This window comes from Vibrio sp. TAP-3B, assembly GCF_057784735.1.
This window is the reverse complement of sequence record NZ_CM173496.1, coordinates 100,772-125,214: the sequence shown is the minus strand read 5'-3', so window position 1 is coordinate 125,214 and position 24,443 is coordinate 100,772. Positions and strand designations below refer to the sequence as shown.

Genomic DNA, 24,443 nt, shown 5'->3' with positions numbered 1-24,443 from the left:
TTTTTTGCGAATAATAGACACTGGTAGCAGAAGTTTAGCCACATTTTGGCGCTTTCGCATTATACGCAGGCAACTTATTTATGGTTGCTTGTAAATCTTTAATACGCGTACTGTGCGATGGGTGAGTTGAGAAGAATTCAGGTGGTTGAGAACCACCTGATGCCGCACTCATATTTTTCCATAAGTCGACACTTTGACGTGGGTCGAAGCCTGCTTTTGCCATAAACTCAAGCCCGACAATATCAGCCTCGGATTCCTGTGTACGACCGTATGGCAAAATAACACCGTATTGGACACCGACACCAAGCGCGGCCATCGTCATTTGCTGATACTGTTTATACTCGGAAGCTCCAATGGCAACGTTTGCCAGAGAAAGCCCTGCATTTGCTAGCTGGCTTTGTGAAAGGCGTTCATTACTGTGGTCAGCAAGGACGTGAGCCACTTCGTGACCAATGACTGTTGCCAACTGATCTTGATTTTTCGCGACACTTAAAAGCCCCGTGTAAACGCCGATCTTCCCACCAGGTAGAGCAAACGCATTGACTTGTTCACTATCAAAAACAACCACCTCCCAATCTTTAAATCCAGCTTGAGCAGGAATGGTGTCAGTGATGTGTTTGGCAACGCATTGGACGTAGGCATTCGTTTTGCGATCTTTGCTGATTGGGATATCTTTCTTCATTTGTTCGAAAGACTTGGCGCCAAGCGATGACATTTCTTGATCTGAAAACATCAGGATCTGGTTACGGCCAGTCGGTGATGCGCTACACGCCGTTAAGCCCGCGATAGTTAAAAGAGCAGAGGCTTTCATCCATACCTTCATAATAGGCTCCATCTAAATTATTTTTGTTTTGAAGCAATAGTATATACCCAAATAGTAACATGATGCATGGATCAAGTTATTCACTAGCGTGATAAGACATATTGCAGGTTACATCTTGAAGTTATGCCTAAGTAAAGTCTATGCTAGCGCCTTGATAAATCGTTACAATCCCACAATTAAGTTTGTGAAATAAGAGCAAAATATGAGTATATGGAAAAAGCCCGTTAGCTTAGAGATTCTGAATAGCACATCAAAAAACACCATGATGGAGCATTTGCAAATTGTGTATACCAATTTCACGGACGACTCCCTCTCGGCAAGCATGCCGGTTTGCCATTTTACTCACCAACCATTAGGGATGCTTCATGGCGGCGCTTCGGTCGTATTAGCAGAAACATTAGGGTCACTAGCGGCGAACTTTTCTGTGGATGAAGGCAGTTACTGTGTCGGTTTAGATATCAACGCCAACCATGTACGTGCCATGCGAAGTGGGCATGTGATTGGCACAGCAAAACCGATACACCTCGGCATTTCGACACAAGTGTGGCAAATCAATATTACCGATGAGCGTGGCCGCTTAGTGTGTACTAGCCGTTTGACCATTGCCGTAAAACAACATAAAACCAAGTCGGTGTAGAGTCATATGGTTATTCAATTTTCACTCGGTAAAATCATTGCGACCCAGCGTGAAATCGTAATTAAGCTTGCAGGCAGCGCAATGGTGACGTTGCAATCACAAACGGACGCTATCCAGTTACTGGGAAGAGGTGCGAACGTGGTTTTGTCTCATGGCGCAGAGTGTAAGTGGTCTATTAAATTAGACAATCAAGAGCAGCTTTCCCAGCTTGCACAAGAAATAGGCATCGATATTCAATAATTTACCACTCTACATTTGCACTTTCTCATAAAAATGAGGAAACTTAACTTATCGAAAATAAGACAAGTATTTCCTCTTTATGAGCAGCCCTCGTTTACGTGTTCAGTTTGAAACACTATTTGAAAAATTTGCCGGTCACGATACAGAAGTCCAGCTCGAAGATATTACCGAGGCGCTGTTCTGTACGCGGCGTAATGCTCGTATTGTCCTCAACAAGTTAGAAGAAGAGGGCTGGATTGAATGGCACCCAGCCGCGGGTCGTGGAAAACTCTCCAAGCTGATCTTTAAACGTAACCGTAGCGATGTAAGCGAAAATCTTGCCAGACGTTATTTGGATGAAGGAAAAATAGGTCAAGCACTAGAAGCTCTCGATAATGATGCTGCGCGCCTCACGCAGGTTATACAAGGCTATCTAGGACTGCAGCATAGGCAAGGTGAGCAAGTCGTTCGTTTGCCTTATTACCGACCATTGACGATGCTCAATCCACAAAAGCAAATGAGACGCTCAGAACAGCACATCGCAAGACAAGTCTTTAGTGGATTAACTTGCCTCGATGAGCATGAACAGCTCCAAGCGGATTTAGCCCATACTTGGGAGTCGGTATCCGATACACATTGGCGTTTTTATCTGCGTCGTGGTGTTCGTTTCCATAATGGCGAGCCTCTTACAACGGACTGTGTGTTAGAGAGTGTCTTGGCACTCCGTAATCTCAACCTATTTTCACACATCAAGAAGGTGTCCTCCCCACAAGCTTGGACCATTGATATTGAACTCGTACGCCCAGATCGCTATTTACCATTGGCGTTAAGTGAGTCACAGGCAAAAATATTATTACCGAGCGCTTTACGTTCTGAAAACTATGATCGGCAACCCGTAGGAACCGGACCTTTTCAAGTTAAGGTGAATGATGACAAGCGCCTTATTCTTACTGCTTTTGATGGCTACTTTGGCTTTCGTCCGTTACTAGACCAAGTGGAAGTCTGGGTCATTGACGAAGCATATTCTTCAATGGTGTATCCTAGTTTATCTAAACCACAGATGGATAAACCCGGTTCATCCGATGAAGTTGAACTCGATCCGGGCTGCACCTTCCTATTGCTAAATAAAAATACAGGCATCGCTAAAGATCCGCGTTGGGCGGAGTTTCTCTCACAAACACTGAATAGCCACCAGATTTATGCTCGCGTTCCTCAAGATAAAGTGATTGAGCTCGGTGTGTTACAGGCGTTTGGACTCAAACCGGGTTGGATTGACTTAAGACCTGCAGAAGCGGGTTGCGTGCCTCAAACAGAAAAAATAATTTCTGTCGCCTATCAGAAGAAGCATCCAATGTTTCCAGTGATCGCCAAGAGCATTAAAAATCTTTTGAAACCGCATGGTATTGAGGTGAAATTTATTCGTTATGATGCTCAACCGCCGGTACCTGAAGAGGTTGACATCTGGGTTAAAGCCATGGGGATTGCGACGAATAGAAATGACGCCCTTGCGGGTTGGCTTCTGGACTATAGTGATATTGAGAAATTTAGTTCTAACTACGATTTTTCTGAGTGGGCGACTTTGGTTGATCAGTGGCGAGCGGGGGAGTATCCAGATTTTCCTGCGCGTGAACTAGGAAGGCAACTTGTGAAAAGCTGCCAAGTTATTCCAATGTTTCACTGCTGGCTCGGTGTGAATAAAGACCACAGTGGTGCGCTACAAAATGCAAAATGTAATGCGTTAGGTTGGTTTGACTTCAATAATGTATGGGTAAAACCAAATTTAGAAAAAAATCATGGCGAAACCGAATAAAAAACAACCGACTAAAACCGTCGACGTCTTCTGTGTAAAGTGTAAGGCTCAATTATTTAAGTATCGTAAAGGTGGAAAAGGGGCTTTAGTAAAATGCTTTAAGGAACGTATCGTGAACGATTTCACGCAGACGCCATGCATTTGTCCTAGTTGCGAGCAAGAGTTTGCAAGAGAAACCTTAGTGAGAGGCACGCCAGCTTATAAAATGATTGGCGGCAAAGTGACGATGAAATAATGAAGGATGATAAATGAGTGTACAACATGACTATTGCATGGTGTTAAGCACCACAAGTAATGTGCAAAATCGAGATCAAATCATTAAAGGCTTGTTGGACGCACAGTTAGCGGCGTGCATTCAAACAATGCCAATTGAGAGTCACTATGTCTGGAAAGGGGAAATTTGTACTGATCACGAATGGTTGTTGGTGATTAAAACCCGTCGAGAGTTATACGAATTGGTCGAAGAGAAAATAGAGAACCTGCACGAATATGAAGTGGCTCAAATAGTACAGGTTCCAATTGTGGATGGACTTAACCCATACCTAGAGTGGATTAGAGAATCGACGTTGAGTCGACATTAAAAATAACGATAATGCCGCACCCACGGTATCGCATAACATGTCTTTCTGGGCATCCCATATATCGCCTTGTGAACCCAGAAAGGCAATACCTTCATCACCGCCGGCCAGTTCAGCGTACCACCACTCAATAATTTCATAACTCGCCGCTAAAGACATGATGGCAAACAAAGCAAACCAACCAGAAAATGCCGTATTAAATTTCTTCTTCTGAATCAAGTATTCTGCTATTGGGTAGGCATATAAACCAATGGCAAAGTGCGCAACGCGATCAAAGTTATTCCTCTCTGAGCCTATCAATTGATTAAACCAATCAAATGGCACTTCGGAAAACGTATACTTCGCCCCGATAGTATGTAAACAGAGCCAGATAAACATTAAAACATAAGCGGTATTACTAAATTGGTAGCGAATGGAAATCGCCCAAATTGCAATTAGAATGCCGATCGCAGGAATAATTTCAGCAAACCATACTGCGCGTGAATTTGGTTCAAGTGCTGAGAATAAAAAAATGATAGCGTAAAAAACCGTCAATCCTAAGAGTGTAGATGTGCTTTTCATAGGGTTACTTGATCCTTCAATTCAATTGTACAACGAGAACTCCATACACAATAAGCTCTGTTAACCTAAAAAATTCAATAAAGCTCAATCATGATTACACTTAATTGAACGGCGTGCAATTATTTGTCTTTGTAGGAATGACAAACACCGAAAATGTTGAATTATTGGTAAGCTGCTCAACATTAAAACGTTTGCGTGCGCACATTCCATTAAAGTTTGATTTACAACATGGCCATCCATAGAATTCACAACTCAGTCTAATAAAAAAGAAGTAAAGCCATGAAACTGGAAACTGTCGATTATCTTGCTAACGATGCTGCTCAACAGTTCGTTGCCTCTCTGCGTGAAACCGGATTTGGTGTGTTGAAGAACCACCCAATACCGCAAGAGTTAGTAGAGTCAATTTACAAAAACTGGCATGAGTTTTTCTGTTCAGAGCAAAAGAATGAGTTTCACTTTAATGTTGATACACAAGATGGCTATTTCCCACCTTCTGTCTCTGAAGTCGCCAAAGGGCACAAAGTGAAAGACATTAAGGAATACTTTCACGTTTATCCGTGGGGTCAAATTCCACAGCAACTTAAAGCTGATATCTTGGAATACTATGAGCGAGCCAATACGTTTGCCCAAGAACTGTTAGGCTGGGTAGAAGCCTACGCACCAAAAGAGGTACAAGAGAAATTCTCTATTGCGTTGTCAGAAATGGTCAACAACAGTGATAAAACATTACTGCGTGTTCTGCACTACCCACCAATGACCGGAGAAGAAGAGCCGGGCGCAATTCGTGCTGCCGCACATGAAGACATTAACTTATTGACTGTTCTTCCTGCTGCGAATGAGCCAGGGCTTCAGGTGAAGAGCAAGGAGGGCGAGTGGATAGATGTCCCGTGTGATTTCGGTAACTTGATCATCAACATCGGTGATATGTTGCAAGAAGCCTCTGGTGGTTATTTCCCATCAACCACACACCGTGTCATTAATCCAACCGGTGGACGCCAAGAAAAAGCACGTATTTCATTGCCGCTATTTTTACACCCAAAACCGGAAGTTGTACTGTCTGAGCGTTACACCGCACATAGTTACCTGATGGAGCGTTTACGTGAGTTAGGTGTTATCTAACCTTAACGCGATCTTATTCCCAAGGCCGGTGGTTTGTGACTATCGGCCTTTTTGCGTTTATGTTACAAAAGGTTATACAGTATTTCGGTTAACATTATCGCTCTAGGCTCAAATCAGAGAGGATGCATGGAAGAGCAACACACTATCCGCCAAGGCGGTCAGCATGAGATGGAAAATCCATTATTATGGCCGATGCTAGCCATTCTCAGAAAGCAGCCTTCAGCTTGGAAAGTGCACACCATAGCAAGTAAGTTGAGCGAACAAGGCTACATACCACAACTGGACACTTCGCCAGACAAAAATCTGTTTAAAAGAAATTTTCTTGTTATGAATGCGCTATTTCAGTTACAAGAAAGCCTCTATCCAGATTGCTGGTTGCAAGTAGAAGCGATGAATATCAAATTGATGTCCGCTCTTGAAGCCGCTCGGCGTGTGGTCGATATCCATGATCCGTTGCGTGAATATTACTTAGACTGGAATAATTACGAGGCGAATGAAGAAGAAGTCCGTCGATTACTCAACGAGTTTTGGACCACGTACCAAAAATTCATGGGTGGCTCGACAGTAAGTTGTATCGATAAGACGAAGGCATTAGCACTGTTTGAACTCAATACGGATGCAACGCCAACGGCCATCCGAAAACAGTGGCGAAAACTCGCACTGCGCTGGCATCCAGACCGTGAAAATGGTGACGCGGAACAATTTAGAATATTGTGTGAAGCATGGAATGTACTTCGAAATGGATAAAATAAAAGAGATAGCGTTACCACTATCTCTCTTAATGTATTTTGAACTGTCTCTTTTTTCTAGAGGTTATTGGAAGAAAGAGATATTAACGTGATGGTTTAAACTGAGACTTGCGCATTCGGTTAAGCGCCGCCATAACATCTAACGTACGTGGTTTCGCTAAGTCACCTTGTTTTGGTAATGTTGCGTGCCAGTCCCCAGCAAGCATTTCTTCAATTTCTTTGGCAGGGTGCTCACACCATCCGGGTAATTGAGCTAACTGGAACCATAACCAACCGATGCTGTTTACTTCATCTGCCGACTCTAATTGCTCAAGTGAACTTAAGTCTGTGAACTCTTTACCAAAGCGAAGTGACTCTTTTCCTTTTGAATTCACACGGAATTTTCCGTCAGTCAGAATGTTCATCAATGCAACGCGATTTAAAGAGCGAGGAGGAAAGGTTTGCAGACTTTCTTCTGATTCGTTGTGACGTTGAGTCGGGTGCTGAGCAATCACTTGTTTCGCTTTTTCAGTCACATCGACAGCTTGGTAGTCATGCATTTGAATCACAGTATCGGCAACATCAAGGTAGTCCCCGGAGCCTCCCATAACAATAATCGTTGAGATACCTAGGTCATCGCGCAGTTGACCGATGCGATCGACAAGCGGTGTAATAGGTTCATCACCTTTTGCTACCAGTGCCTGCATGCGCTCATCACGAATCATAAAGTTTGTTGCCGAGGTGTCTTCATCGATAAGAAGTGAACCGGCGCCCGCTTCAATAGATTCTTGGAGCCAAGCTGCTTGGGAGGTGGAACCTGAAGCATCTTGAGTAGAAAAGTCCGAGGTGTCTTTACCCATCGGGAGATGGTTTATGTAGTTGGATAAGTTTAAGTGATGCACGCAACGGCCATCTTCAGCGCGGATCTTCATCGATTTATTATCAGTGACAATGTACTCGCGGCCATCGCCAGGAATGTGGTCGTAGATAGAGCGTTCGATCGCATTTAATAGTGTCGATTTTCCATGGAAACCACCACCAACAATCAGCGTAATGCCTTTGGGAATACCTAGTCCTGTAACATAGCCTTTGTTTGGTGCATGCAATGTAACTTGGAGTGATTCTGGAGCCTTAAACTCAACTGCTTCTTTCATTGGCAAATCACAGTTGCCAGCAATACGTGGAAGAACACTCCCGTTTGCGACAAATGCGACCAGACTATTCGCTTCTAACTGCTCTCTTAATGCTTCTTGATCTTCCGTTATTTGGCAGTGTTTGAGCAGGGCATCCTTGTCGAGTTCACGTTCTAAAGTGGCTCGACGGATAAATTTAGGCAAATGGAAAGTCAGAATGTTATTGGCTTTTTTACCTAGTACGGAACGACCTTCGGCTGGAAGGTTAACTCGAAAACGCAGTTCTATGCCCTCCTCGGTAAACAAGACAGCGGTATTGTCTAGTACTGTTTGGCCACTCAGCGCGATCGATACGGAGTTTTCTTGTTTGGCGAGCTGATCGAAGCTACGTGCAATAAAATCACGAGCCGCTTTTTGAAACGCTAGGGATTCGTCTTTTAACCATTCTAGCCCTGTTAAAGACCATGCGCGCGTAGCGCGAATACGTGACGCTGAAGCGTAAGGGTCACCTTGTACGTGATCGATAAACAAAGTGAAATCAGTGAAGTCGTATTGACCTTTGATTTGCTGATAAGCGCGAAAGTTCTGCTTTTCAATTTTCTTAAGCGTAGCAGTCAACTGATCCATGAAGATATTGGCCTTTTATTAGGAGCGGACGGCGATTATAGAAACCACCGTCATCTTAGTAAAGAGAATGGTTAGGAAGAATAACGTGCTGCTGGTCAGAAAGGCCTTGATTCAACAAACTTTGCTCAAATTCATTGCTGGGCATCGGTTTACCATAGAGAAAGCCTTGGCCGATATCGCAGCCTTCAGCAATGAGAAATTGTTCCTGCTGAAGCGACTCAATGCCTTCAATTACCACTTGGAGACCCAATTTTTTTGCAATGTGTATGATAGAGCAGATGATAGCTCGATCATCCTCTGAGTTTTCCATTTGCTGGACAAAACTCTTATCTATTTTGATCGTATCAAAAGGGTATTTCTTTAAATAACTGAAAGAGGCGTAACCAGTACCAAAATCATCAAGTGATAACGTCACCCCGAGTTTGTGAAGTTTATTTAACGTAGTCCGTGCAACCACTTCATCCGCAATCAAGGCACTTTCGGTCACTTCGAGTTCAAGAGAATGCGCAGGGAGATGGAAGGTCTCAAGTAAATGTTGAACTTGTTCGGCAAAATTTACATTTTGCAATTGGATAGGAGAAATATTTACCGCTATTTTGAAGTTATCAATTAACTCAGACCATTGTTTGGCTTTATCGATGGCAGTACGAAGCACAAAAGATCCGACTTCAAAAATCAGTCCGTTTTGTTCTGCCATATGTATTAGCGCTTCATTGGAGACGTCACCGAGTATTGGGTGTCGCCAGCGCAGTAAGGCTTCTGCGCCAACCCATGTGTGCGTATGAGGGTGAACTTTAGGCTGAAAATACAACATGAGATCGTCATTTCGTACGGCTTGTAACAGATAACTTTCTAACTGATTGTGGTGGTTGAGCTTATCTGAGTGATTTTCACAAAAGTAACTATACGTTTCACCAGACTCTTTACAGAGCAGCATGGCATAACACGCGTTTTGTAGAAGTTGCTTCGCGTCACTGGTTTGGTGAGCTTGCACAACGCCAATGTAAGAGTGGAGGTGGACTTCTGTATCGTTGATGTAGAAATTACCAACACTGATATTTGTTATGTCGTCGAGTAACTTGTGGAGTTTAGCGTCAACGTCACTTCCGCAGAGTAAGAGCACGAGGTCATTTGAACTTGGCCGACCAGTGACAAAATAGTTCGACTCTTTTTTACCCAATCTAAAACGAAACTCTTTCAATATTTCATCAAAGGCTTCAAAACCGTACCGAGTTTGAACACTACGGGCGTTGCTAAAGCCAACATTAATAACCATTAATGCTTGTTGGTCATAGTCAAGTGACTGGAGCCTATCGTCAATAACGGCCTCTAGTGCCACTCGGTTTAAAAAACCTGTCCCTTGATCGTGCGTTTTTTGGTAAGTCACCTGCTTTTCTGCTGCTTTTCGTCGACCAATTTCCTTGGTTAGAGAGTAACTTAACTGGGCAAGATCAGTCGTACGGTTTTCTACACGGGTTTTCAGCTCATGATTTAGACGTTGAACTTTGTATTGTTGATGAACGATAGAGAGTTGGGCTTCTATCGAGTTTTTGAAAGTCCCCAGTAGCTGAAGATAAGTGTCATTGTATTCGTTCTGTTTGGTGTCGAGCATACAAATGGTTCCAAATATTTCGCCATTTGGCCAAAATAAAGGCAAGCCACAATAGGAGATCATACCGAGTTTAATGTCTGGATTGTCGCACCATATTTCATCGGTTAATGCATTCGGAACGACCAGCTCTTTTTTATGTTGAATTACATACTCACAATATAAACCATTGCCAAGTGCTTCTGTATCTCCGGACTGATAGGGGTTATCTTGAGTTTCACTTGAGGTGTTGACTTCGATGCGGTCTTGATGAACACGCATGATAAGAGTGGTGGGCACGTCTGTTATTTGAGCGAGTAAATTGACGATCTCTTGCCAGCATTTCTGCATAGACTCAGGAATTTCATAATCTAATGTATGGAGTTTCCCCATATAGGCGGTCCTTTGCAGTCGTTCACTTCCTGTGAATTAAAGAGTGAGTTTATTGGGATATATACCCAAATAACCTCAAGCTGCTGAGTATATCATCACTTAGTTAACTTAAGTATAGAGGGCTGGTGGGGGAAACAAAAAAAGTCCTGAAAAGCTTTCAGGACTAGAAAAATTATTATCAAGCGTCTCAAAAGTGAAACAAGTTCAACGCGCTATGGCTTGAGTGCTATTAAAGACTCAATGGAGATAGCTTGCGAGTAGTCAACACCTTCAAAGTTAAAGCCATTGAGTTTCATAAACTCATCTTTAAACCCTTGGTAGTCACCGAGTTCTTTGAAATTATCGGCATTCATTTGCTCAAGAATTGAATGCACTTTTTGTTGTACATCGGGATCAAGCTCTAAGTCATCAATTCGAATTAAGCGCTCGCCATCGACAGGTACTTTATTTTGGTTATATAGCTTGGTTGTAAACAGGCGTTGCATCTGTTCGATACAGCGCTCATGCGTGCCTTTTTCTTTCATCACTTGATACAGTGCGAGTAGGTAAGGCGTAAGTGCAGGAATGAAAACGCTTGCTTTCGTGACCAGTGCTTTACACACGGTCGCGTATGCACCGCCATCAAAGTTGGCTAGTTTTAGGTTTAAGGCGTGACTGGTCTGATGCAGATCGATCTTAGCTCTTCCCAACGTCCCATCGAGATAGATAGGGTGCGTGACATCGGGGCCCATGTAAGAAAAGGCAATGGTTTTACAGCCCTGAGCGAGCGATTCTGTGTTGATCAGTGTGTCAATCCAGCTTTCCCAGTCTTCACCACCCATGACTTTAATCGTTGCTTCGGCTTCTTCTTCCGTAGCAGGATTTAACGTGGTCTCTACCCATTGGTCATTTTCCAACATGATAGAAGCGCCAGTGATCGGTTCATCAATCGGCTTAATGACGCTACGCCAGAAGGCGTCTGAATCCGGTTTAGGTCGCACCCCCGTCGCCAAACTGTAGATGACTAAATCCACTTCGCCTTCAAAATACGTCTCAATGGCTTCAATGACTTGATTCCGTACGGTATCAGAAAATGCATCGCCAACAATATTGATGGCTGTACGGCCTGCATGGTTTGCTTCTTGTTTAAAAAAGATGTTGTTATACCAACCTGCGCTACCCACGCCTTTCTCTGATGGGCCGTGCTCAAAAGAGACACCGATGGTATCAGCTTCAGCACCGCCGAAGGTAAGGGCGATACGAGCCGCCAACCCGAAACCAGAGGAAGCGCCAATAATCAGAACCCGTTTAGGGCCATTTTTGATCTGAGTGGCGTGTTTTACGTATTCAATTTGCTCTTTGATGGATGCGTGACACCCGTTTGGATGCGCAGAGCGAGCAACAACACCTTGAATTAACGGTTCGATTCGCATGTTGTTATCTATCCTCGATGAGTGGAATTGAGAATAGATTAACGTAAAGTAAAGTAAAACTTATTGAGCTAGACCATTAAAATTAGAGATGTTTAATCAATTCTTTAGCCACAAAATCCGCGATCCAAGGTTGAGCTTCAGGCGTTGGGTGAAGACCATCGTCCATCATCCACTCTGACTTCGTGACGACTTGCTCTAAGAAGAATGGCATCAATTTAACCTGTTGATGTGCAGCAAGCTTAGGGTAGATGTCGTAAAACATATCGCTGTAGCGCTTGCCATAGTTAGGTGGAACTCGGATTTGCATCATGACAACATCAGCACCAGAATCTTTGATCATAGTAATCATTTTTGAAAGATTCGACGTAATAAGTTGAGGGGGAAAACCTCGTAAGCCATCATTTGCACCCAGTTGAATTAAAACCATGTCGGGTGTGTGTTGGTTTAGAAGCTGGGGCAGACGAGCTAAACTGTTCCCCGTCGTGTCACCAGAAATACTGGCATTAATAACTGTTACATCTTGACCATGTTCTAACAGCACATCAGGGAGTAAGCTAGGCCAACTACTCTCAATTGGCATTTGGTAGCCTGCGCTCAGACTATCTCCTAACACAAGTAGCTTTTCGCTCGCATGCGCTGTAGCGGGAAGACAAAAAAAGAGAACTAAGGAAAGTATACGAATCATGCAAACACCTGTACTTAAAGCACCTATTGTTCAAGCGAATTTGGTTTGTAAACAAGTTTCTACTAATCAAGAACAATTAACAATCCTTAAGGATGTAAATGTTGACATCAGAAAGGGTGAAAAAATTGCCATTGTTGGTACCTCTGGTGCGGGAAAATCGACATTAATGACGCTACTTGCTGGTCTCGATACACCAACAACGGGTGAAATCACACTCCTTGGGCATGAACTGTCCAAGCTCGACGATGAAGCGCGCGCGAAAATCCGAGCTGACTCGCTGGGGTTTGTGTTCCAAAGCTTTCTCCTTATCTCCAGTCTGAGCGCTTTACGTAACGTCACGCTACCTTGCCTTTTACGTGGTGAAGCCGAAGATGAAGCAAGAGCCGCTGAATTATTAAAGGCGGTAGGTTTAGAAAAGCGCCTTGAGCATTTACCCAGTCAACTCTCTGGGGGGGAACAACAGCGTGTTTCATTAGCCCGTGCATTTATGACTCAACCTGAATTGTTATTTGCTGATGAGCCAACGGGAAACCTCGATCATCAAACTGCAGATAAAGTGATAGAGCTACTATTTGATCTCAACGAGCAACATGGTACTACCTTGATATTAGTGACTCACGATGGCCATTTAGCCAGTCGGTGCGACCGTATTTATCGTATGGAGGCCGGTGAGCTTAAGGAGGAGGGGTAATGTCTGCAGTGTCGTCAAGTGAGCAAGCATCTACAGAGCAAGGAAGAGCTGTGAAACATTCTCCAAACAAGAGTTTAGTACGTTGGAGCTTAGGAGAAATAAAACAGGGCAATCTCTGGCCTATTAGTGTCGCGCTGATTCTGGTTATCGCGAGTATTTTTGCGCTTTCTGCATTAGCTGAGCGTATGGAGCAAGTGATCGTTAAGCAGGGGAAAGATGCGTTGACCGCCGATGCTGTCTTTGTTTCCGCAAACCCCATCCCTGAAACTTTATTAGCGTCGACCGAAAAACTAGAAAAAACGACGATGACTCGGTTCGCGACTATGGCTTTCAGCGAAAGCGGTATGCAGCTTATCTCTGTTCGAGCCGTGGATGACCAATATCCGTTAATGGGCGAGCTTGTGTTAGATAACAACACGTCCGGGCGTGTGCAAGAAAATCAGCTCTGGTTGGATGAGCGGATTATGGCTCAGTTAGAGGTTAAGCCTGGTGACAAAGTGACCATAGGTGATGCTAACTTTACGGTTTCTGGCGCCGTCCTAATGGAGCCAGGCCTAAGTTTTAATCCATTCCAACAAATGCCATCAGCGTACATACATCAAAAAGACGTTGAAAGAACGGGGGCGATTCAAGTAGGGAGCCGCGTCCAGTATCGTCTGTTTTTAAAGGTAGATGATAGAACATTAAAGCAGCTGCAAGATAACACAGAACTTTCTCCGAGCGACCGTTGGCGCACGCAAGATACTGCCAACCGCAGTAATGAAGTGTTCGAGAGAACGACGCAGTATTTATCGTTAACGGTGGCAATTGTGATTATTATGGCGGCAACCACTTTGGTTCTGACATGCCAGAGCTATGTAAATAGCCGTACGCAAACCATCGCCATGTTAAAAAGCCTTGGGGCGAGTCGTCGCTGGATTGAAAAATGGTTGTTCATCCAAGCTTTTATATTACTCATTAGTGCCAGTGTCATTGGTTTGCTGCTTGGCAGCGGCTTAGAATATTTACTGCGTATTCCGCTCAAAGATCTATTACCAGACCCACTGCCTAGTTATGGCTTCACACCATTTTTAGTGTCATTTATCTCAGCGATACTGATAACGGTGCCAGCGTTAGGTATTCCATTACTTGGATTGATTAAAACGCCAGCGTTAGAAGTTATGCAGCAGGGGAAAGCACAGCGCTCTTGGAAGCGTATGTTGCTGATTCTGGTTCCCATTATTCCGTTGTTACTGCTTTATGCAAATAACACCTTGGTTTGGATAGTTCTCGCTGGTATCGCTGCCTTATTTGTTGTACTTGCCGCCGTGAGTGTGGCACTGACGAAATTGTTTGCTCATTTTTCAACACGCCCAACGATGAAGTTGGCGCTAAGCCGTATCAATCGAACGCCAGTCACGAGTGGTTTGCAGTTTGGGGCGTTGTCCTTGTCATTGATGCTATTGTCCATCATTTGGCTGGTACGTAGCGATATTCTTGCTGATTGGGAGAGAACGCTACCAGCTGACGCTCCCAATGTGTTTGCATTAAACATCGGCGATTACGAACTAGATAAGTACCTAAGTACGCTGGACAAAAATGATGTTACGAGGTCAAAGGCGTTTCCAATTATTCGAGGTCGTTTGAGTGAAATTAATGGACAAAGCGTTAAAGACATTGACTACGAAGGGGAAGGATCCGATGCAATACGTCGTGAGCTCAACCTCACTTGGGGTGATAGTCTTCCCGGTTACAATGAAGTGCTATCTGGCGAGTGGACGAATAAAGGCAGTGTGTCCGTTGAAGCGGATGTAGCTAATGACTTAGGTATTGAGCTTGGCGATAAACTCAGGTTTGTTATCAACAGTCAAAACTTTGATGCAACCGTAGATACGATCCGTCATGTTGAATGGCGTGATATGAAGCCAAATTTTTATTTCATCTTCTCATCAGACGTCATGGCAAGTTTACCTGGTTCGTATCTCATCAGCTATAGAATAAATGAAGGGAATGAAGAGTTGTTAACGTCCATGTCTCGAGCGCACCCTACAGTATCCGTTTTAGATATCCGTACGATGGGTGAGAAGGTCCAAGCGTTGATTCAACAAATAGTATCGGCGATTACGATTCTTGCATTACTTGGGGTTGTGGCAGGACTGCTGCTTATCTTCACGCTATTACGCTTGAGTTTGTCTCAACGTCAGCAAGAAATTCGGTTGTATCGCACATTAGGGTCGAGCAAAAAGCGAATCAACACGACGCTATGGGCCGAGTACGGAATCATGGCACTCATTGCCAGCGGTGTAGCAGTGTTTGCGGCCGAGGTTTGTGTTGCTGCAGTGATGACTTATGGGTTTGATCTCAAAGCTCAAATACACCCTAAATTATGGATAGCTTTACCGCTCGCAACATTCGTTACCCTAGCGCTTGTGGTAATGAGCTTATTGAAAAGATTGTTAACACCAATAAACACTTAATCGCGATGAATGTTATTAAATCACAGGCATGCGATGACACTTTATTTTAGTTATCCACAAAAACAGTGGATAACTTTTTGGATAACTAAAAAGGGTAAAAAGGGTGGTGTTTCTGTAAGCTTTGTGCCATGGGTCTTACAGTGAAAATCTTATTCACACGAGCTAAAAAAAGTCTATTCCCAAGTATGTCGTCAAGTACTTTTTTGGAATTTTTTTCTTGTTGAATACACCATGAGAAGTTATTGGATTATTTCGCAAACCCATGAACTTTTTGTGATTTTATTCAAGTTCAAACACGAGTAGAATCCACTGTTAGTAAAGAATTTTCCTTATAAAATTTTTAGTGAAGCAATGAAGTCTGAGTTTCCAAATTATAAAGATAAGCACATCGCCGTCGTCGGTGGTGGTGTCGCAGGTGCAACAGCAGCAATTCACTTTGCGGAGCTGGGATTTAAAGTGTCTGTAATAGAAAAAGGGGCATCCCTGGTGAATGGTCCCCCAATCTGTCACTTGCATGCGGGAGGTAACTTATACCGTGAGATCTCTGAGCAACAGTGTTTGGACTTGCTTGCTCAATCCATTGATACGGTTCGACTGTATCCACGTTCACTGAATATTCGTCCGACTATGATTGCGGTTCCATACTCAGACGGCAGTGATCCATCAACGCTCATTCCTCGCTTAGAAGTCATCAAAAACGCTTATCAAACTCTTGTTGACCAAGATGTGAGAAACAAAGTGCTTGGCGAACCAAGTGAGTATTACAAACTGTACTCCAAAGAAGAGTTAATTGCGTTAGCAAATTGTACGCAACCAAAGGAACCTTCAACCTTTGATGAATGGTGTATTCCTTTTGCTCAGCATGCGGACCTCGAGGAATTAAAATATCCAGTTGTAGCCGTTCAGGAATATGGTTGGAGTGTGTTTCGCCTTGCGGCAATTGCAAATTTAACCTTAGAGAGTTTGCCAAACGCTTCGGTGTTTACTCAATCCAAACTCACGCAAGCCGACTGGACGGGTAATGGTTGGCAACTTGGTTATGAGCGTGATGGTATTGATGGCTTATTAACATGTGATTACCTCGTTAACGCGTGTGGCTTCGAAACGGGGTCTTTGGATAATGTAGTTGGTGCAAAACGCGATAGATTGGTCGAGTTTAAAGCCGCCTATGTAACCAAGTGGAAAGACTGCCAACAACAATGGCCCGAAGTCATCTTTCATGGACCACGTGGAACCGACAAAGGAATGGCACAATTGACGCCATACGGCGATGGTTACTTTCAGCTTCATGGAATGACAAAGGATATTACTTTATTTGAAGGTGGTTTAGTCGAAAGTACTTACGTTTCTGCTCAACCTACATTGCCTGTTCCATTACTTTCTAAGATCCGCAATGGTTGGCGAGAGGACGTGTTAGAAGAAAGAACCAATAATGCTATCCAGCACATGGCGCAGTTTATCCCTGATTATAAATCGGCAGTTAAAGGCGGTAAGGCACTGTTTGGTGCTCAGCAAATACCTGGTACCGATCCTGTACTAAGGGCTTCGGATGTGACTTTTGAGAAAAATCACTACGCTCGTATCGAGGTTGTAAAAGCCTCATCAACGCTACTTGCGGCACAAAAAATGCTGCAATATTGGTTTGATATTGAGCCAAGTCAGGACGTTGAATCACAGCACCCCATCGCCGTTCATTGGTCAGAGCAAGAAGTGGAGCAATACGCTATCCAACTGACCCAGGAACGTGATTATCCACAAGCGTTAGCAGAACGTTACGGGTTGTTGATATAAACTTCACTTATGGGCTCAGGCGGGAAACGGTTATCGCTTTTCAATAACCAAAAAACCGAGCCCATTGGCACCATGCGTCTTGTAATCTTTTCCTGTCGCCTTTTACAAAACTGATTTTTTGCCCTGGCTTGGCTTGCGCTAACCTTGGCAGATCGATTCGGGCAACGCAGCCAAATTTAGGATAACCGCCAATGGTTTGATGGTCATTAAGCAATACAATTGGGTTTCCATCACTAGGAACTTGGATTGACCCTAATGCGATACCTTCAGACGGCACCCCATCATAGGGCGGCTTAATTGACTTACCTTCAAGGCGGTAACCCATCCGGTTAGAATCTGGAGAGATTGTAAAAGCGTTCGAGTAAAACGCGTGGCGAGCATCTTCGTCAAAATCCGCATTTTGATAACTTTCAATGACTCGCAAACGGATTGGTAAGTTGTAATCCGGCTTAAAGCGAAAGGTCATTTGTCTCGGTTTATGCTTTGGAAGGTTATGTGGAAAAAAGGGCAGAATATCGCCAGCTTTTAGAGCACCACCTTTAGAGTCGTAACCACCAAGAGACTCCCTAACGACAGTCGAAGTACTTCCTAAGTGCTGAGCGATATCAAATCCACCTTTAACAGCCAGGTAAGTACGTAACCCGTTTTGTGCTACTCCAAAATGAAGTTTTTGTCCTTTTTTTAACGTAAAGTCAGACCAGTTAGAAATGGGGTCGCCGTTTACGGTTGCCTTCAAATCGCCACCACAAATCGCTAGGTGGCAGTTGTGTAAAGCAACAAAACACGCATTACCCAAAGTAATTTCAATGGCAGCACAGTTAACAGCATTACCGAGAAGGTAGTTGGACCAACTATAAGCAAAATCATCGACCGGGCCCCCTTGAGTCACTCCAATATGCCCTAAGCCAAAACGACCAAAGTCTTGAATCAGTGAAAGTGGTCCTGGCTTCTCTACCAATAATCCGGCATAACTCATAATGCGCCTCCTAACTTGATAAACTCCTCTTTCGAAATGGAATAAAACGTGACATTGTCACCCACTTCGAATGGTATAAAAGGTGGAATGTCAGAAAAAAGAGACGTCGGGCTTCTTCCTATAATATTCCATCCACCAGGGCTATCTGACGGGTATACTGCCGTCTTGTTGTCTGCAATACCTACACTGCCAGCTGGGACGTGAGTTCTTGGTGTTTCAAGCCTTGGCATGTATAGCTGATTGTCGACATTCGAAAGGAATGCAAAACCGGGAGCAAAACCAATCGCTGAAACGGTATAAACCGCTTGAGTGTGTAATGCGATAAGCAACTCTAGAGATAGCTCTTGGCTTTGAAAGCGCGATAAGTCCAGTGCAGTTTCTTCAGAGTAATAGACAGGAATGTTAATTTGGTTTGGTTGAACGAGGTTTGAAGATGGGGTATCGAATTGCTCGATGAGTTGGTGCAATTCATTCATCAATTGTGATTCACTTATTCTGAAGGGAAGGTAATCGATTAATATAGTTCGGTAGGAAGGAATCACGTTCATAATGACCTTGGCCAAAATGTGTTTTATTTTACGAGCTAATTCACCCACTTCTTTTTCAGAAATACGTTCGTCGAACTTGACCAAGAGACTACATTCGGAAACCCAAGATATACTAAATCGTTTTTGATGCATTAATTCCCTCCTGCATACAAACTCTGGCGGATCTTCTGGATTAAGATGACTGACTCCTTGTTATCGCCATGAACACAAATCGTATCAGCCTCCAGTGAAATATAACTACCTGATGCCGCTTTTACTCGGCCAGAGTCAGCGAGGGAACGTACTTGTTCAAGTATGGCATGTTCAGATGTTAATACTGCATTTGGTTGTGTTCTTGGCGTGAGCATCCCATCGTCTTGGTACTGCCTGTCGGCAAAGACTTCAAACAATAAAGGGACGTCGAAATCATCCGCGATTTCTAGGTACTTTTCATTTTCTTGTGAGGCAAGGATCATGAGAGGTACTTTAAAAAGGGCTGCAGCTTTAACTACCGCTCGCAGTATTGCATCACTTTTCATCATGTCGTTATACAACGCGCCATGAGGCTTAATGTAGCGAATATCAGTGCATTGCGCTCGACAAAGGGCTTGAAGTGCTCCAACTTGATAGATGACCATATTGGTAATTTCATCACCCGTCATGTTGATACTACGCCGACCAAACCCTTGAAGGTCGGCATAACTAGGATGAGCACCAATATCAACATCGTGGTCGTTGGCAAGGGTGATGGTGTCATGCATCACATTAGGGTCGGATGCGTGAAATCCGCAAGCAATATTGGCCATATCGATATGAGGCATCACGTCTTCATCAGCGCCCATTGACCAATAGCCAAAGCTCTCGCCCATATCACAATTTAGTGTAAGTTGCTGTTTATTCAATGTCATACGCTTCTTTTTTGTACAGGCTATTATTTCACGATGCAGGAAAATGCATCCCGGTTCAGTGACTTAGTTCATTCTTCCAGGATGAGAGTGAGGTTGAGTGCCAAATGTGCGGCGAACAAGATCACTGAGCCTAGAAAGAGCGAAGTGCTCTTTGAATTGGTCCGAACTTTAAGATGTTTCGTTCAGTTTTAATCCCATTTTTGAGAATCTAAAGTTATTTTATCTTAACATCGTGTTAATCTTCCCACCCTTAATGGGTGATAGGTTGCACAATCACATGTCTGTGATTTGGTTGTTGTCTTCCGACAGGAATATATATGTCATTACGAGCAAAGCTTATCTTGCCGATTCTGGTATTTATCACGACTATCTTTGTTATCTCAAAAGGTTACACTTCGTATACTGCATACCAATCATCAAAGCATGAGTTGGTTGAACAGACCAAAAATTGGATTAACAACGTTTCTTTCTCAATTAAAGATGCGCTTACAACAAAGAACAAGCAAAAAGCCCAAACAATTCTTGCCAGTTTTTTAACACAACCCAATGTCGCTCGAGTAAAGTTATACGACCAAGATGACCAACCCTTTGTTGTCTTAGAAGAACGCGATCTCTCAGCGCCAGTTCCAAACCAAAATGAACTAAGTCAATTACCTGCATTAGGCTATGCGCTGTTCGCTAAGTTTCTATATGTATTAGAACCTATTGTTCATGACGGGCATGTAATCGGGACCATAAAAGTCACGCTGTCGCACCAACCAATTTTTGATGCACATCAGCCTATACAGCAAGACGGTATAATACTCTTTTTCCTGCTTGTCGCTGGTGGTGCGATTTTTTACATCAGTATTGAGCGACTTATCCTAAAACCCATACTTGAGCTAAAGTACGGTATAGACAATCTCACGAATGGACAAACTACCCATGTTGAAGTTCGTTATTACTCCAAAGACGAAATGGGTGATCTCGCGCATTCTTTTAACCGAATGATGAATCTGTTGAAAAAACGAGAGAAGCAACGTCAGTACTCGCTGGAAACACTCGAACAAAAAAAGGCGTTTTTTGAAGGGGTGCTAGAGTCGGTTCAGCAGGCATTGGTAATTACCGACAATCTTGGCTGTATTATTTATTGCAACACTGCAACTCATCAAATATTTCAAAAAAAACCAAAAGAACTTGAACACGCAAGCATTCGTGACTTGATTAAAACCAAGACACCAAATGAATTGAGCCAAATACTCAGCCGAGGGTTAGAGTGTGATGATATTCATCTGCAAAATATCGATAATCAGCAACAGTTAAGTTTAACGAGTCGTCGTTTCTCCAGTCATGGCTATCTACTATTCTCTATTCAAGATATTACTGAAATTGAAGAAGCGATGAACAGGCAGCGTGTTGCTGGTCGTGTTTTTGAGAGTAGTCAAGATGGCTTGGTTGTGCTTAATCATCGTGGAGTCATTACAATGGTAAACCCCGCAGTGACCAAGCTGGTAGGGCTAGAGGCTGATCAACTTGTAGGAAAATCTTTCATTCAAACACTAAAATGGCGCAAATTGCAGGAAATGATGCCAAATATCATTGAGTCGATCGAAAACTACGGCGTCTGGCAAGGGGAAGTCATAGAGCAAAACCAACTAGGTCAATTGGTACCAATGTTTGCAAAGGTAAATCGCATCGTTAAATGTGAAGATCACGGATTTTATGATCTTGTCATTATGCTTACCGATCTCTCCGGCGCAAAAGAGATGGAGCGTTTAGAATACTTAGCTCATCATGATGCGCTCACAGGATTAGCCAATCGTTCGAAATTTCATTTGCAGCTAGAAAAATTGGTGCAAAGATCAGTGTACTTGCGTGATGAATTCGCGGTGCTTTATCTTGATTTAGATGGTTTTAAAGAGGTGAACGACACCTACGGGCACGATGCCGGTGACGAAGTTCTGAAAAAAGTAGCGGAACGTCTGACATCAGCAACAAGGCACAGTGATTTAATCGCAAGACTTTCTGGGGATGAGTTTGTTATGTTGGTGAACCCTGCCAACCAAAAAGTGGTTACTCGGATCGCAGAACAGTTATTAGATAATGTATGCGCGCCAATAGAATACAAAGACAACGACCTTAGAGTGGGTGTCAGTATTGGTGTCAAATTAGTGGGTGTTAATGAACGGGACGCAACGCGAATTTTGAAAAGCGCAGATACTGCAATGTATCAAGCAAAGAAAGCCGGAAAAGGGCAAGCAATATTGATAGGATGTGAATTACAGGAGACCGTTTAAATCATAGCACTAAAGCTTTAGACTAAACCGATTCGCGTCAAAAGGAATTATAAAATGAAAGTACTTGTTACGGGAGGTATGGGCTATATCGGTAGCCATACTTGCATTCAAATGATCGAAGCAGGAATGACTCCCGTTATTCTAGATAACCTGTACAACAGTAAATCAACCGTATTGAGCCGGATTGAAAAGGTATGTGGTGTTAAGCCGGCATTCATTCAAGCGGATATTCGAGATAAACCAGCCATGGTTGATGCACTCACAGCATACGATATTGAAGCCGTTATCCATTTTGCAGGCCTAAAAGCTGTAGGTGAATCCGTAGCTAAGCCACTAGAATATTATGATAATAACGTAAATGGCACACTTGTATTAGTTGATGCGATGCGTGAAGCTGGTGTGAAATCGTTAGTATTCAGCTCTTCAGCAACAGTGTACGGAGATCCTGCCACCGTTCCCATCACAGAAGACTTTCCTACCAGCGCGACTAATCCTTATGGTCGCAGCAAGTTGATGGTGGAAGAGTGTTTAACTGATTTCCAAAAAGCAAATCCAGATTGGAGTATTACATTGCTTCGCTATTTCAATCCTGTCGGTTCACACCCAACAGGTGAGCTAGGTGAAGACCCTCAAGGTATTCCAAATAACTTAATGCCATTTATTTCTCAGGTCGCGGTAGGGCGTCGTGAATTCCTTTCTGTCTTTGGTAGCGATTACCCAACGAAAGATGGTACTGGCGTACGTGATTATATCCATGTGATGGACTTATCTGACGGCCACGTGGCGGCGCTGAAACAGGTAGGCAGCAAAGCCGGCCTTCATATCTATAACCTTGGTACAGGTAATGGCTACAGTGTTCTTGAAATGGTGCAAGCCTTTGAAAGAGTGAGTGGTAAAAATATTCCGTATCAATTGGTAGAGCGCCGTCCTGGAGATATTGCAGAGTGTTGGGCTGACCCGTCGAAAGCAATGAATGAGTTAGGCTGGGAAGCATCACGCACTCTTGAAGAAATGACGCGAGATACATGGCGTTGGCAATTAAATAACCCCCAAGGTTATCCAAGCGCTTAATCGGAATTTACATATTAATAACAAAAAAAGACGCGTTGCTGCGTCTTTTTTGATCTAAATCGGGAAAAAACCTAAATTAGTGGTTAAAAGGTAGCAACTATATATAGAGCTGTTAAAATATGTACGACTCTTAATTTGAGTCGTAAATTTTCTCATAACTATTGGGGTAGTTCATGGAGCTCGGTCTAATCATCACATTCATCGTCGCTGCTGCAGTGATGGTGAAAAAAGAGATGGCAAAACAGTAAACTTTCATTTTCCATACTTTTCTTAACATTTTAGAAATGAAAGCCAAAATAAAGCCAGCACTAAGCTGGCTTTTGTGTTTTTATAAACTTATTTTCAACAATTAAGCGCCTTTCTAGTCTTCACGAATCAATGTGTTATATTGTTTAAAGTTATATTATCTTGATAAGACCATCAGCGCGGTGTAAATCACGTTAAGAGAGTTCATGTGCAGAGCCCAATAACACTAGAAGCGCTCCATATACTGGATGCTATCGACCGAAGAGGCAGTTTTGCTGCTGCTGCGAATGAGTTAGACAGAGCCCCATCATCACTGAGTTATCAGATCCAAAAACTCGAACAAGATTTAGATATTATTATCTTTGACCGTTCTGGTCACAAGGCGCATTTTACTGAAGCAGGCAAACTCATCCTAGAAAGGGGGAGAGCCATTTTGCAGGCCAGTGAAAAACTCGTTAATGATGCCACATTACTGGCTAATGGATGGGAGTTGGACATCACTATCGCATTTGATGGCATCATTCCTATCTCTAATTTTTTCCCAATGGTTGATGCGCTGGCTGAAGTCAGCTCGACACGAGTACGACTACAGGAGGAGATTCTTGCTGGGAGCTGGGAATCTCTCAACTCTGGGAGAGCCGACTTATTGATTTGTCCATCGCTCGAATACGTTACCGCAAGAAGTTAAATCTGAAAAAATCGGAAAAATGGCTATGGTTTGGGTCGCGGCAGCTGAGCACTATGTACATAAGCGCAGTGGTCAGTTCGATGAAGCAGCAAGAGAGAAATACCGGATCATCGCAATTGCTGATACTGCACGTGAACAGCCAGCACTCTCAATCAATATCATTCAAAAACAGCCTCGATTAACTGTCACAAACTTTACCGCTAAAGTGGACGCATTAACGGCAGGACTAGGTATTGGCACGCTACCAAGCCAAATTGCACAACCACTCATTGATAGTGGGGTACTAAAGAGAATTGAAGGAACAGAAGAGCAACCGATGGATATTATCTTAGCATGGCGCAGAAATACTATGGGTGAAGCAAAGTCTTGGTGTATTCAATACTTGAAAAAGAACTGGAAATTAAAATAACAACGTCACGGTTTGCTTCTTAGATTCAGAACGAACATTGATATTACAATGTCCACTGAACCTAAGAAGTTGAATAAATATAAGAAAAGGA

Annotated in this window: 21 protein-coding genes and 1 pseudogene; 13 read left to right on the top strand and 9 right to left on the bottom strand. The window is 43.3% G+C overall.

Annotated elements, in window-relative coordinates; genetic code table 11:
- Positions 1 to 34: 34 nt before the first annotated feature.
- Positions 35 to 823, bottom strand: a complete 789-nt coding sequence (locus tag AC3D28_RS14980; RefSeq protein WP_488536533.1) for a M48 family metallopeptidase — start codon at positions 821 to 823, stop codon at positions 35 to 37.
- Positions 824 to 1,025: 202 nt separating this feature from the next.
- Between AC3D28_RS14980 and AC3D28_RS14975 the strand changes: the two genes are divergently transcribed.
- The 5 genes from AC3D28_RS14975 (at position 1,026) to cutA (ending at position 4,070) form a co-directional block, all read left to right on the top strand.
- Entirely contained in the window at positions 1,026 to 1,460 is a 435-nt protein-coding gene (locus AC3D28_RS14975) for a hotdog fold thioesterase (RefSeq protein ID WP_098414037.1), read from the top strand.
- Positions 1,461 to 1,466: 6 nt separating this feature from the next.
- Positions 1,467 to 1,700, top strand: a complete 234-nt coding sequence (locus AC3D28_RS14970) for a DUF3389 domain-containing protein (protein WP_098414036.1) — start codon at positions 1,467 to 1,469, stop codon at positions 1,698 to 1,700.
- Between the two features lie 79 nt (positions 1,701 to 1,779).
- Positions 1,780 to 3,489 carry an SgrR family transcriptional regulator gene (locus tag AC3D28_RS14965; protein WP_098414035.1) on the top strand — a complete coding sequence of 570 codons (1,710 nt, stop codon included), beginning with the start codon at positions 1,780 to 1,782 and terminating at the stop codon, positions 3,487 to 3,489.
- On the top strand, positions 3,473 to 3,724 hold the full coding sequence (locus AC3D28_RS14960; RefSeq protein ID WP_098414034.1) for a hypothetical protein: 252 nt from the start codon (positions 3,473 to 3,475) through the stop codon (positions 3,722 to 3,724). Before AC3D28_RS14965 ends, AC3D28_RS14960 begins: the two co-directional genes overlap by 17 nt.
- Positions 3,725 to 3,737: 13 nt before the next feature.
- Positions 3,738 to 4,070 carry a divalent-cation tolerance protein CutA gene (cutA, locus tag AC3D28_RS14955; protein WP_098414033.1) on the top strand — a complete coding sequence of 111 codons (333 nt, stop codon included), beginning with the start codon at positions 3,738 to 3,740 and terminating at the stop codon, positions 4,068 to 4,070.
- On the opposite strand, the gene AC3D28_RS14950 is transcribed toward cutA, so the two are convergent.
- The gene (locus tag AC3D28_RS14950; protein WP_098414032.1) at positions 4,032 to 4,628 is read right to left on the bottom strand and encodes a DUF2238 domain-containing protein; all 597 of its coding nucleotides are present in this window, start codon (positions 4,626 to 4,628) and stop codon (positions 4,032 to 4,034) included. The genes cutA and AC3D28_RS14950 overlap by 39 nt on opposite strands.
- A 279-nt stretch (positions 4,629 to 4,907) precedes the next feature.
- On the opposite strand from AC3D28_RS14950, the gene AC3D28_RS14945 reads away from it, so the two are divergent.
- Complete coding sequence (locus AC3D28_RS14945) at positions 4,908 to 5,747, top strand: isopenicillin N synthase family dioxygenase (protein WP_098414031.1); 840 nt, start codon at positions 4,908 to 4,910, stop codon at positions 5,745 to 5,747.
- A gap of 126 nt (positions 5,748 to 5,873) precedes the next feature.
- Positions 5,874 to 6,494 (top strand): DNA-J related domain-containing protein, encoded by a 621-nt coding sequence (locus tag AC3D28_RS14940; RefSeq protein ID WP_488536532.1) that lies wholly within the window; start codon positions 5,874 to 5,876, stop codon positions 6,492 to 6,494.
- An 85-nt stretch (positions 6,495 to 6,579) separates the two neighbouring features.
- Here AC3D28_RS14940 and AC3D28_RS14935 read toward each other — a convergent pair whose 3' ends face one another.
- From AC3D28_RS14935 to AC3D28_RS14920, 4 genes are all read right to left on the bottom strand, one after another.
- The gene (locus tag AC3D28_RS14935; RefSeq protein WP_488536531.1) at positions 6,580 to 8,235 is read right to left on the bottom strand and encodes a P-loop domain-containing protein; all 1,656 of its coding nucleotides are present in this window, start codon (positions 8,233 to 8,235) and stop codon (positions 6,580 to 6,582) included.
- A gap of 55 nt (positions 8,236 to 8,290) precedes the next feature.
- Positions 8,291 to 10,216, bottom strand: a complete 1,926-nt coding sequence (locus AC3D28_RS14930) for a bifunctional diguanylate cyclase/phosphodiesterase (protein WP_488536530.1) — start codon at positions 10,214 to 10,216, stop codon at positions 8,291 to 8,293.
- Between the two features lie 212 nt (positions 10,217 to 10,428).
- Entirely contained in the window at positions 10,429 to 11,628 is a 1,200-nt protein-coding gene (gene fabV, locus AC3D28_RS14925; protein WP_488536529.1) for an enoyl-ACP reductase FabV, read from the bottom strand.
- Positions 11,629 to 11,710: 82 nt separating this feature from the next.
- Positions 11,711 to 12,313, bottom strand: a complete 603-nt coding sequence (locus tag AC3D28_RS14920) for an arylesterase (protein WP_488536528.1) — start codon at positions 12,311 to 12,313, stop codon at positions 11,711 to 11,713.
- Here AC3D28_RS14920 and AC3D28_RS14915 point away from each other — a divergent pair.
- The 3 genes from AC3D28_RS14915 to AC3D28_RS14905 all read left to right on the top strand — a co-directional run bounded on the left by AC3D28_RS14915 (position 12,312) and on the right by AC3D28_RS14905 (position 17,251).
- On the top strand, positions 12,312 to 13,004 hold the full coding sequence (locus tag AC3D28_RS14915; protein ID WP_488536527.1) for an ABC transporter ATP-binding protein: 693 nt from the start codon (positions 12,312 to 12,314) through the stop codon (positions 13,002 to 13,004). The genes AC3D28_RS14920 and AC3D28_RS14915 overlap by 2 nt on opposite strands.
- Positions 13,004 to 15,460 (top strand): ABC transporter permease, encoded by a 2,457-nt coding sequence (locus AC3D28_RS14910; protein WP_488536526.1) that lies wholly within the window; start codon positions 13,004 to 13,006, stop codon positions 15,458 to 15,460. Before AC3D28_RS14915 ends, AC3D28_RS14910 begins: the two co-directional genes overlap by 1 nt.
- Before the next feature lie 351 nt (positions 15,461 to 15,811).
- Entirely contained in the window at positions 15,812 to 17,251 is a 1,440-nt protein-coding gene (locus tag AC3D28_RS14905; RefSeq protein WP_488536525.1) for an FAD-dependent oxidoreductase, read from the top strand.
- A 40-nt stretch (positions 17,252 to 17,291) separates the two neighbouring features.
- On the opposite strand, the gene AC3D28_RS14900 is transcribed toward AC3D28_RS14905, so the two are convergent.
- From AC3D28_RS14900 to AC3D28_RS14890, 3 genes are read right to left on the bottom strand one after another with little or no spacing between them, the layout of a single operon-like run.
- Positions 17,292 to 18,227, bottom strand: a complete 936-nt coding sequence (locus AC3D28_RS14900; RefSeq protein ID WP_488536524.1) for a 5-oxoprolinase subunit C family protein — start codon at positions 18,225 to 18,227, stop codon at positions 17,292 to 17,294.
- Positions 18,224 to 18,907 carry a 5-oxoprolinase subunit B family protein gene (locus AC3D28_RS14895; RefSeq protein WP_488536523.1) on the bottom strand — a complete coding sequence of 228 codons (684 nt, stop codon included), beginning with the start codon at positions 18,905 to 18,907 and terminating at the stop codon, positions 18,224 to 18,226. The genes AC3D28_RS14900 and AC3D28_RS14895 overlap by 4 nt, the downstream gene beginning before the upstream one ends.
- Positions 18,907 to 19,662: a 5-oxoprolinase subunit PxpA gene (locus AC3D28_RS14890; protein ID WP_488536522.1), complete on the bottom strand. Its 756-nt coding sequence runs from the start codon at positions 19,660 to 19,662 to the stop codon at positions 18,907 to 18,909. Before AC3D28_RS14890 ends, AC3D28_RS14895 begins: the two co-directional genes overlap by 1 nt.
- A 317-nt stretch (positions 19,663 to 19,979) precedes the next feature.
- On the opposite strand from AC3D28_RS14890, the gene AC3D28_RS14885 reads away from it, so the two are divergent.
- The 3 genes and pseudogenes from AC3D28_RS14885 to AC3D28_RS14875 all read left to right on the top strand — a co-directional run bounded on the left by AC3D28_RS14885 (position 19,980) and on the right by AC3D28_RS14875 (position 24,352).
- The gene (locus tag AC3D28_RS14885) at positions 19,980 to 21,938 is read left to right on the top strand and encodes a diguanylate cyclase domain-containing protein (protein ID WP_488536521.1); all 1,959 of its coding nucleotides are present in this window, start codon (positions 19,980 to 19,982) and stop codon (positions 21,936 to 21,938) included.
- 54 nt (positions 21,939 to 21,992) lie between these two features.
- Positions 21,993 to 23,009, top strand: coding sequence for a UDP-glucose 4-epimerase GalE (gene galE / locus AC3D28_RS14880; RefSeq protein WP_488536520.1), 1,017 nt, complete (start codon positions 21,993 to 21,995; stop codon positions 23,007 to 23,009).
- Between the two features lie 454 nt (positions 23,010 to 23,463).
- Positions 23,464 to 24,352: pseudogene (locus AC3D28_RS14875) on the top strand (LysR family transcriptional regulator).
- The last annotated feature ends 91 nt before the right edge of the window (positions 24,353 to 24,443 follow it).

Coding starts and splice junctions, on each gene's coding strand:
- galE (WP_488536520.1), top strand. CDS start 21,993: ATGAAAGTACTTGTTACGGGAGGTATGGGCTATATCGGTAGCCATACT.
- AC3D28_RS14965 (WP_098414035.1), top strand. CDS start 1,780: ATGAGCAGCCCTCGTTTACGTGTTCAGTTTGAAACACTATTTGAAAAA.
- AC3D28_RS14905 (WP_488536525.1), top strand. CDS start 15,812: ATGAAGTCTGAGTTTCCAAATTATAAAGATAAGCACATCGCCGTCGTC.
- AC3D28_RS14970 (WP_098414036.1), top strand. CDS start 1,467: ATGGTTATTCAATTTTCACTCGGTAAAATCATTGCGACCCAGCGTGAA.
- AC3D28_RS14950 (WP_098414032.1), bottom strand. CDS start 4,628: ATGAAAAGCACATCTACACTCTTAGGATTGACGGTTTTTTACGCTATC.
- AC3D28_RS14900 (WP_488536524.1), bottom strand. CDS start 18,227: ATGAGTTATGCCGGATTATTGGTAGAGAAGCCAGGACCACTTTCACTG.
- fabV (WP_488536529.1), bottom strand. CDS start 11,628: ATGCGAATCGAACCGTTAATTCAAGGTGTTGTTGCTCGCTCTGCGCAT.
- AC3D28_RS14980 (WP_488536533.1), bottom strand. CDS start 823: ATGAAGGTATGGATGAAAGCCTCTGCTCTTTTAACTATCGCGGGCTTA.
- AC3D28_RS14885 (WP_488536521.1), top strand. CDS start 19,980: ATGTCATTACGAGCAAAGCTTATCTTGCCGATTCTGGTATTTATCACG.
- AC3D28_RS14890 (WP_488536522.1), bottom strand. CDS start 19,662: ATGACATTGAATAAACAGCAACTTACACTAAATTGTGATATGGGCGAG.
- AC3D28_RS14930 (WP_488536530.1), bottom strand. CDS start 10,216: ATGGGGAAACTCCATACATTAGATTATGAAATTCCTGAGTCTATGCAG.
- AC3D28_RS14940 (WP_488536532.1), top strand. CDS start 5,874: ATGGAAGAGCAACACACTATCCGCCAAGGCGGTCAGCATGAGATGGAA.
- AC3D28_RS14935 (WP_488536531.1), bottom strand. CDS start 8,235: ATGGATCAGTTGACTGCTACGCTTAAGAAAATTGAAAAGCAGAACTTT.
- AC3D28_RS14920 (WP_488536528.1), bottom strand. CDS start 12,313: ATGATTCGTATACTTTCCTTAGTTCTCTTTTTTTGTCTTCCCGCTACA.
- AC3D28_RS14975 (WP_098414037.1), top strand. CDS start 1,026: ATGAGTATATGGAAAAAGCCCGTTAGCTTAGAGATTCTGAATAGCACA.
- AC3D28_RS14915 (WP_488536527.1), top strand. CDS start 12,312: ATGCAAACACCTGTACTTAAAGCACCTATTGTTCAAGCGAATTTGGTT.
- AC3D28_RS14910 (WP_488536526.1), top strand. CDS start 13,004: ATGTCTGCAGTGTCGTCAAGTGAGCAAGCATCTACAGAGCAAGGAAGA.
- cutA (WP_098414033.1), top strand. CDS start 3,738: ATGAGTGTACAACATGACTATTGCATGGTGTTAAGCACCACAAGTAAT.
- AC3D28_RS14960 (WP_098414034.1), top strand. CDS start 3,473: ATGGCGAAACCGAATAAAAAACAACCGACTAAAACCGTCGACGTCTTC.
- AC3D28_RS14945 (WP_098414031.1), top strand. CDS start 4,908: ATGAAACTGGAAACTGTCGATTATCTTGCTAACGATGCTGCTCAACAG.
- AC3D28_RS14895 (WP_488536523.1), bottom strand. CDS start 18,907: ATGCATCAAAAACGATTTAGTATATCTTGGGTTTCCGAATGTAGTCTC.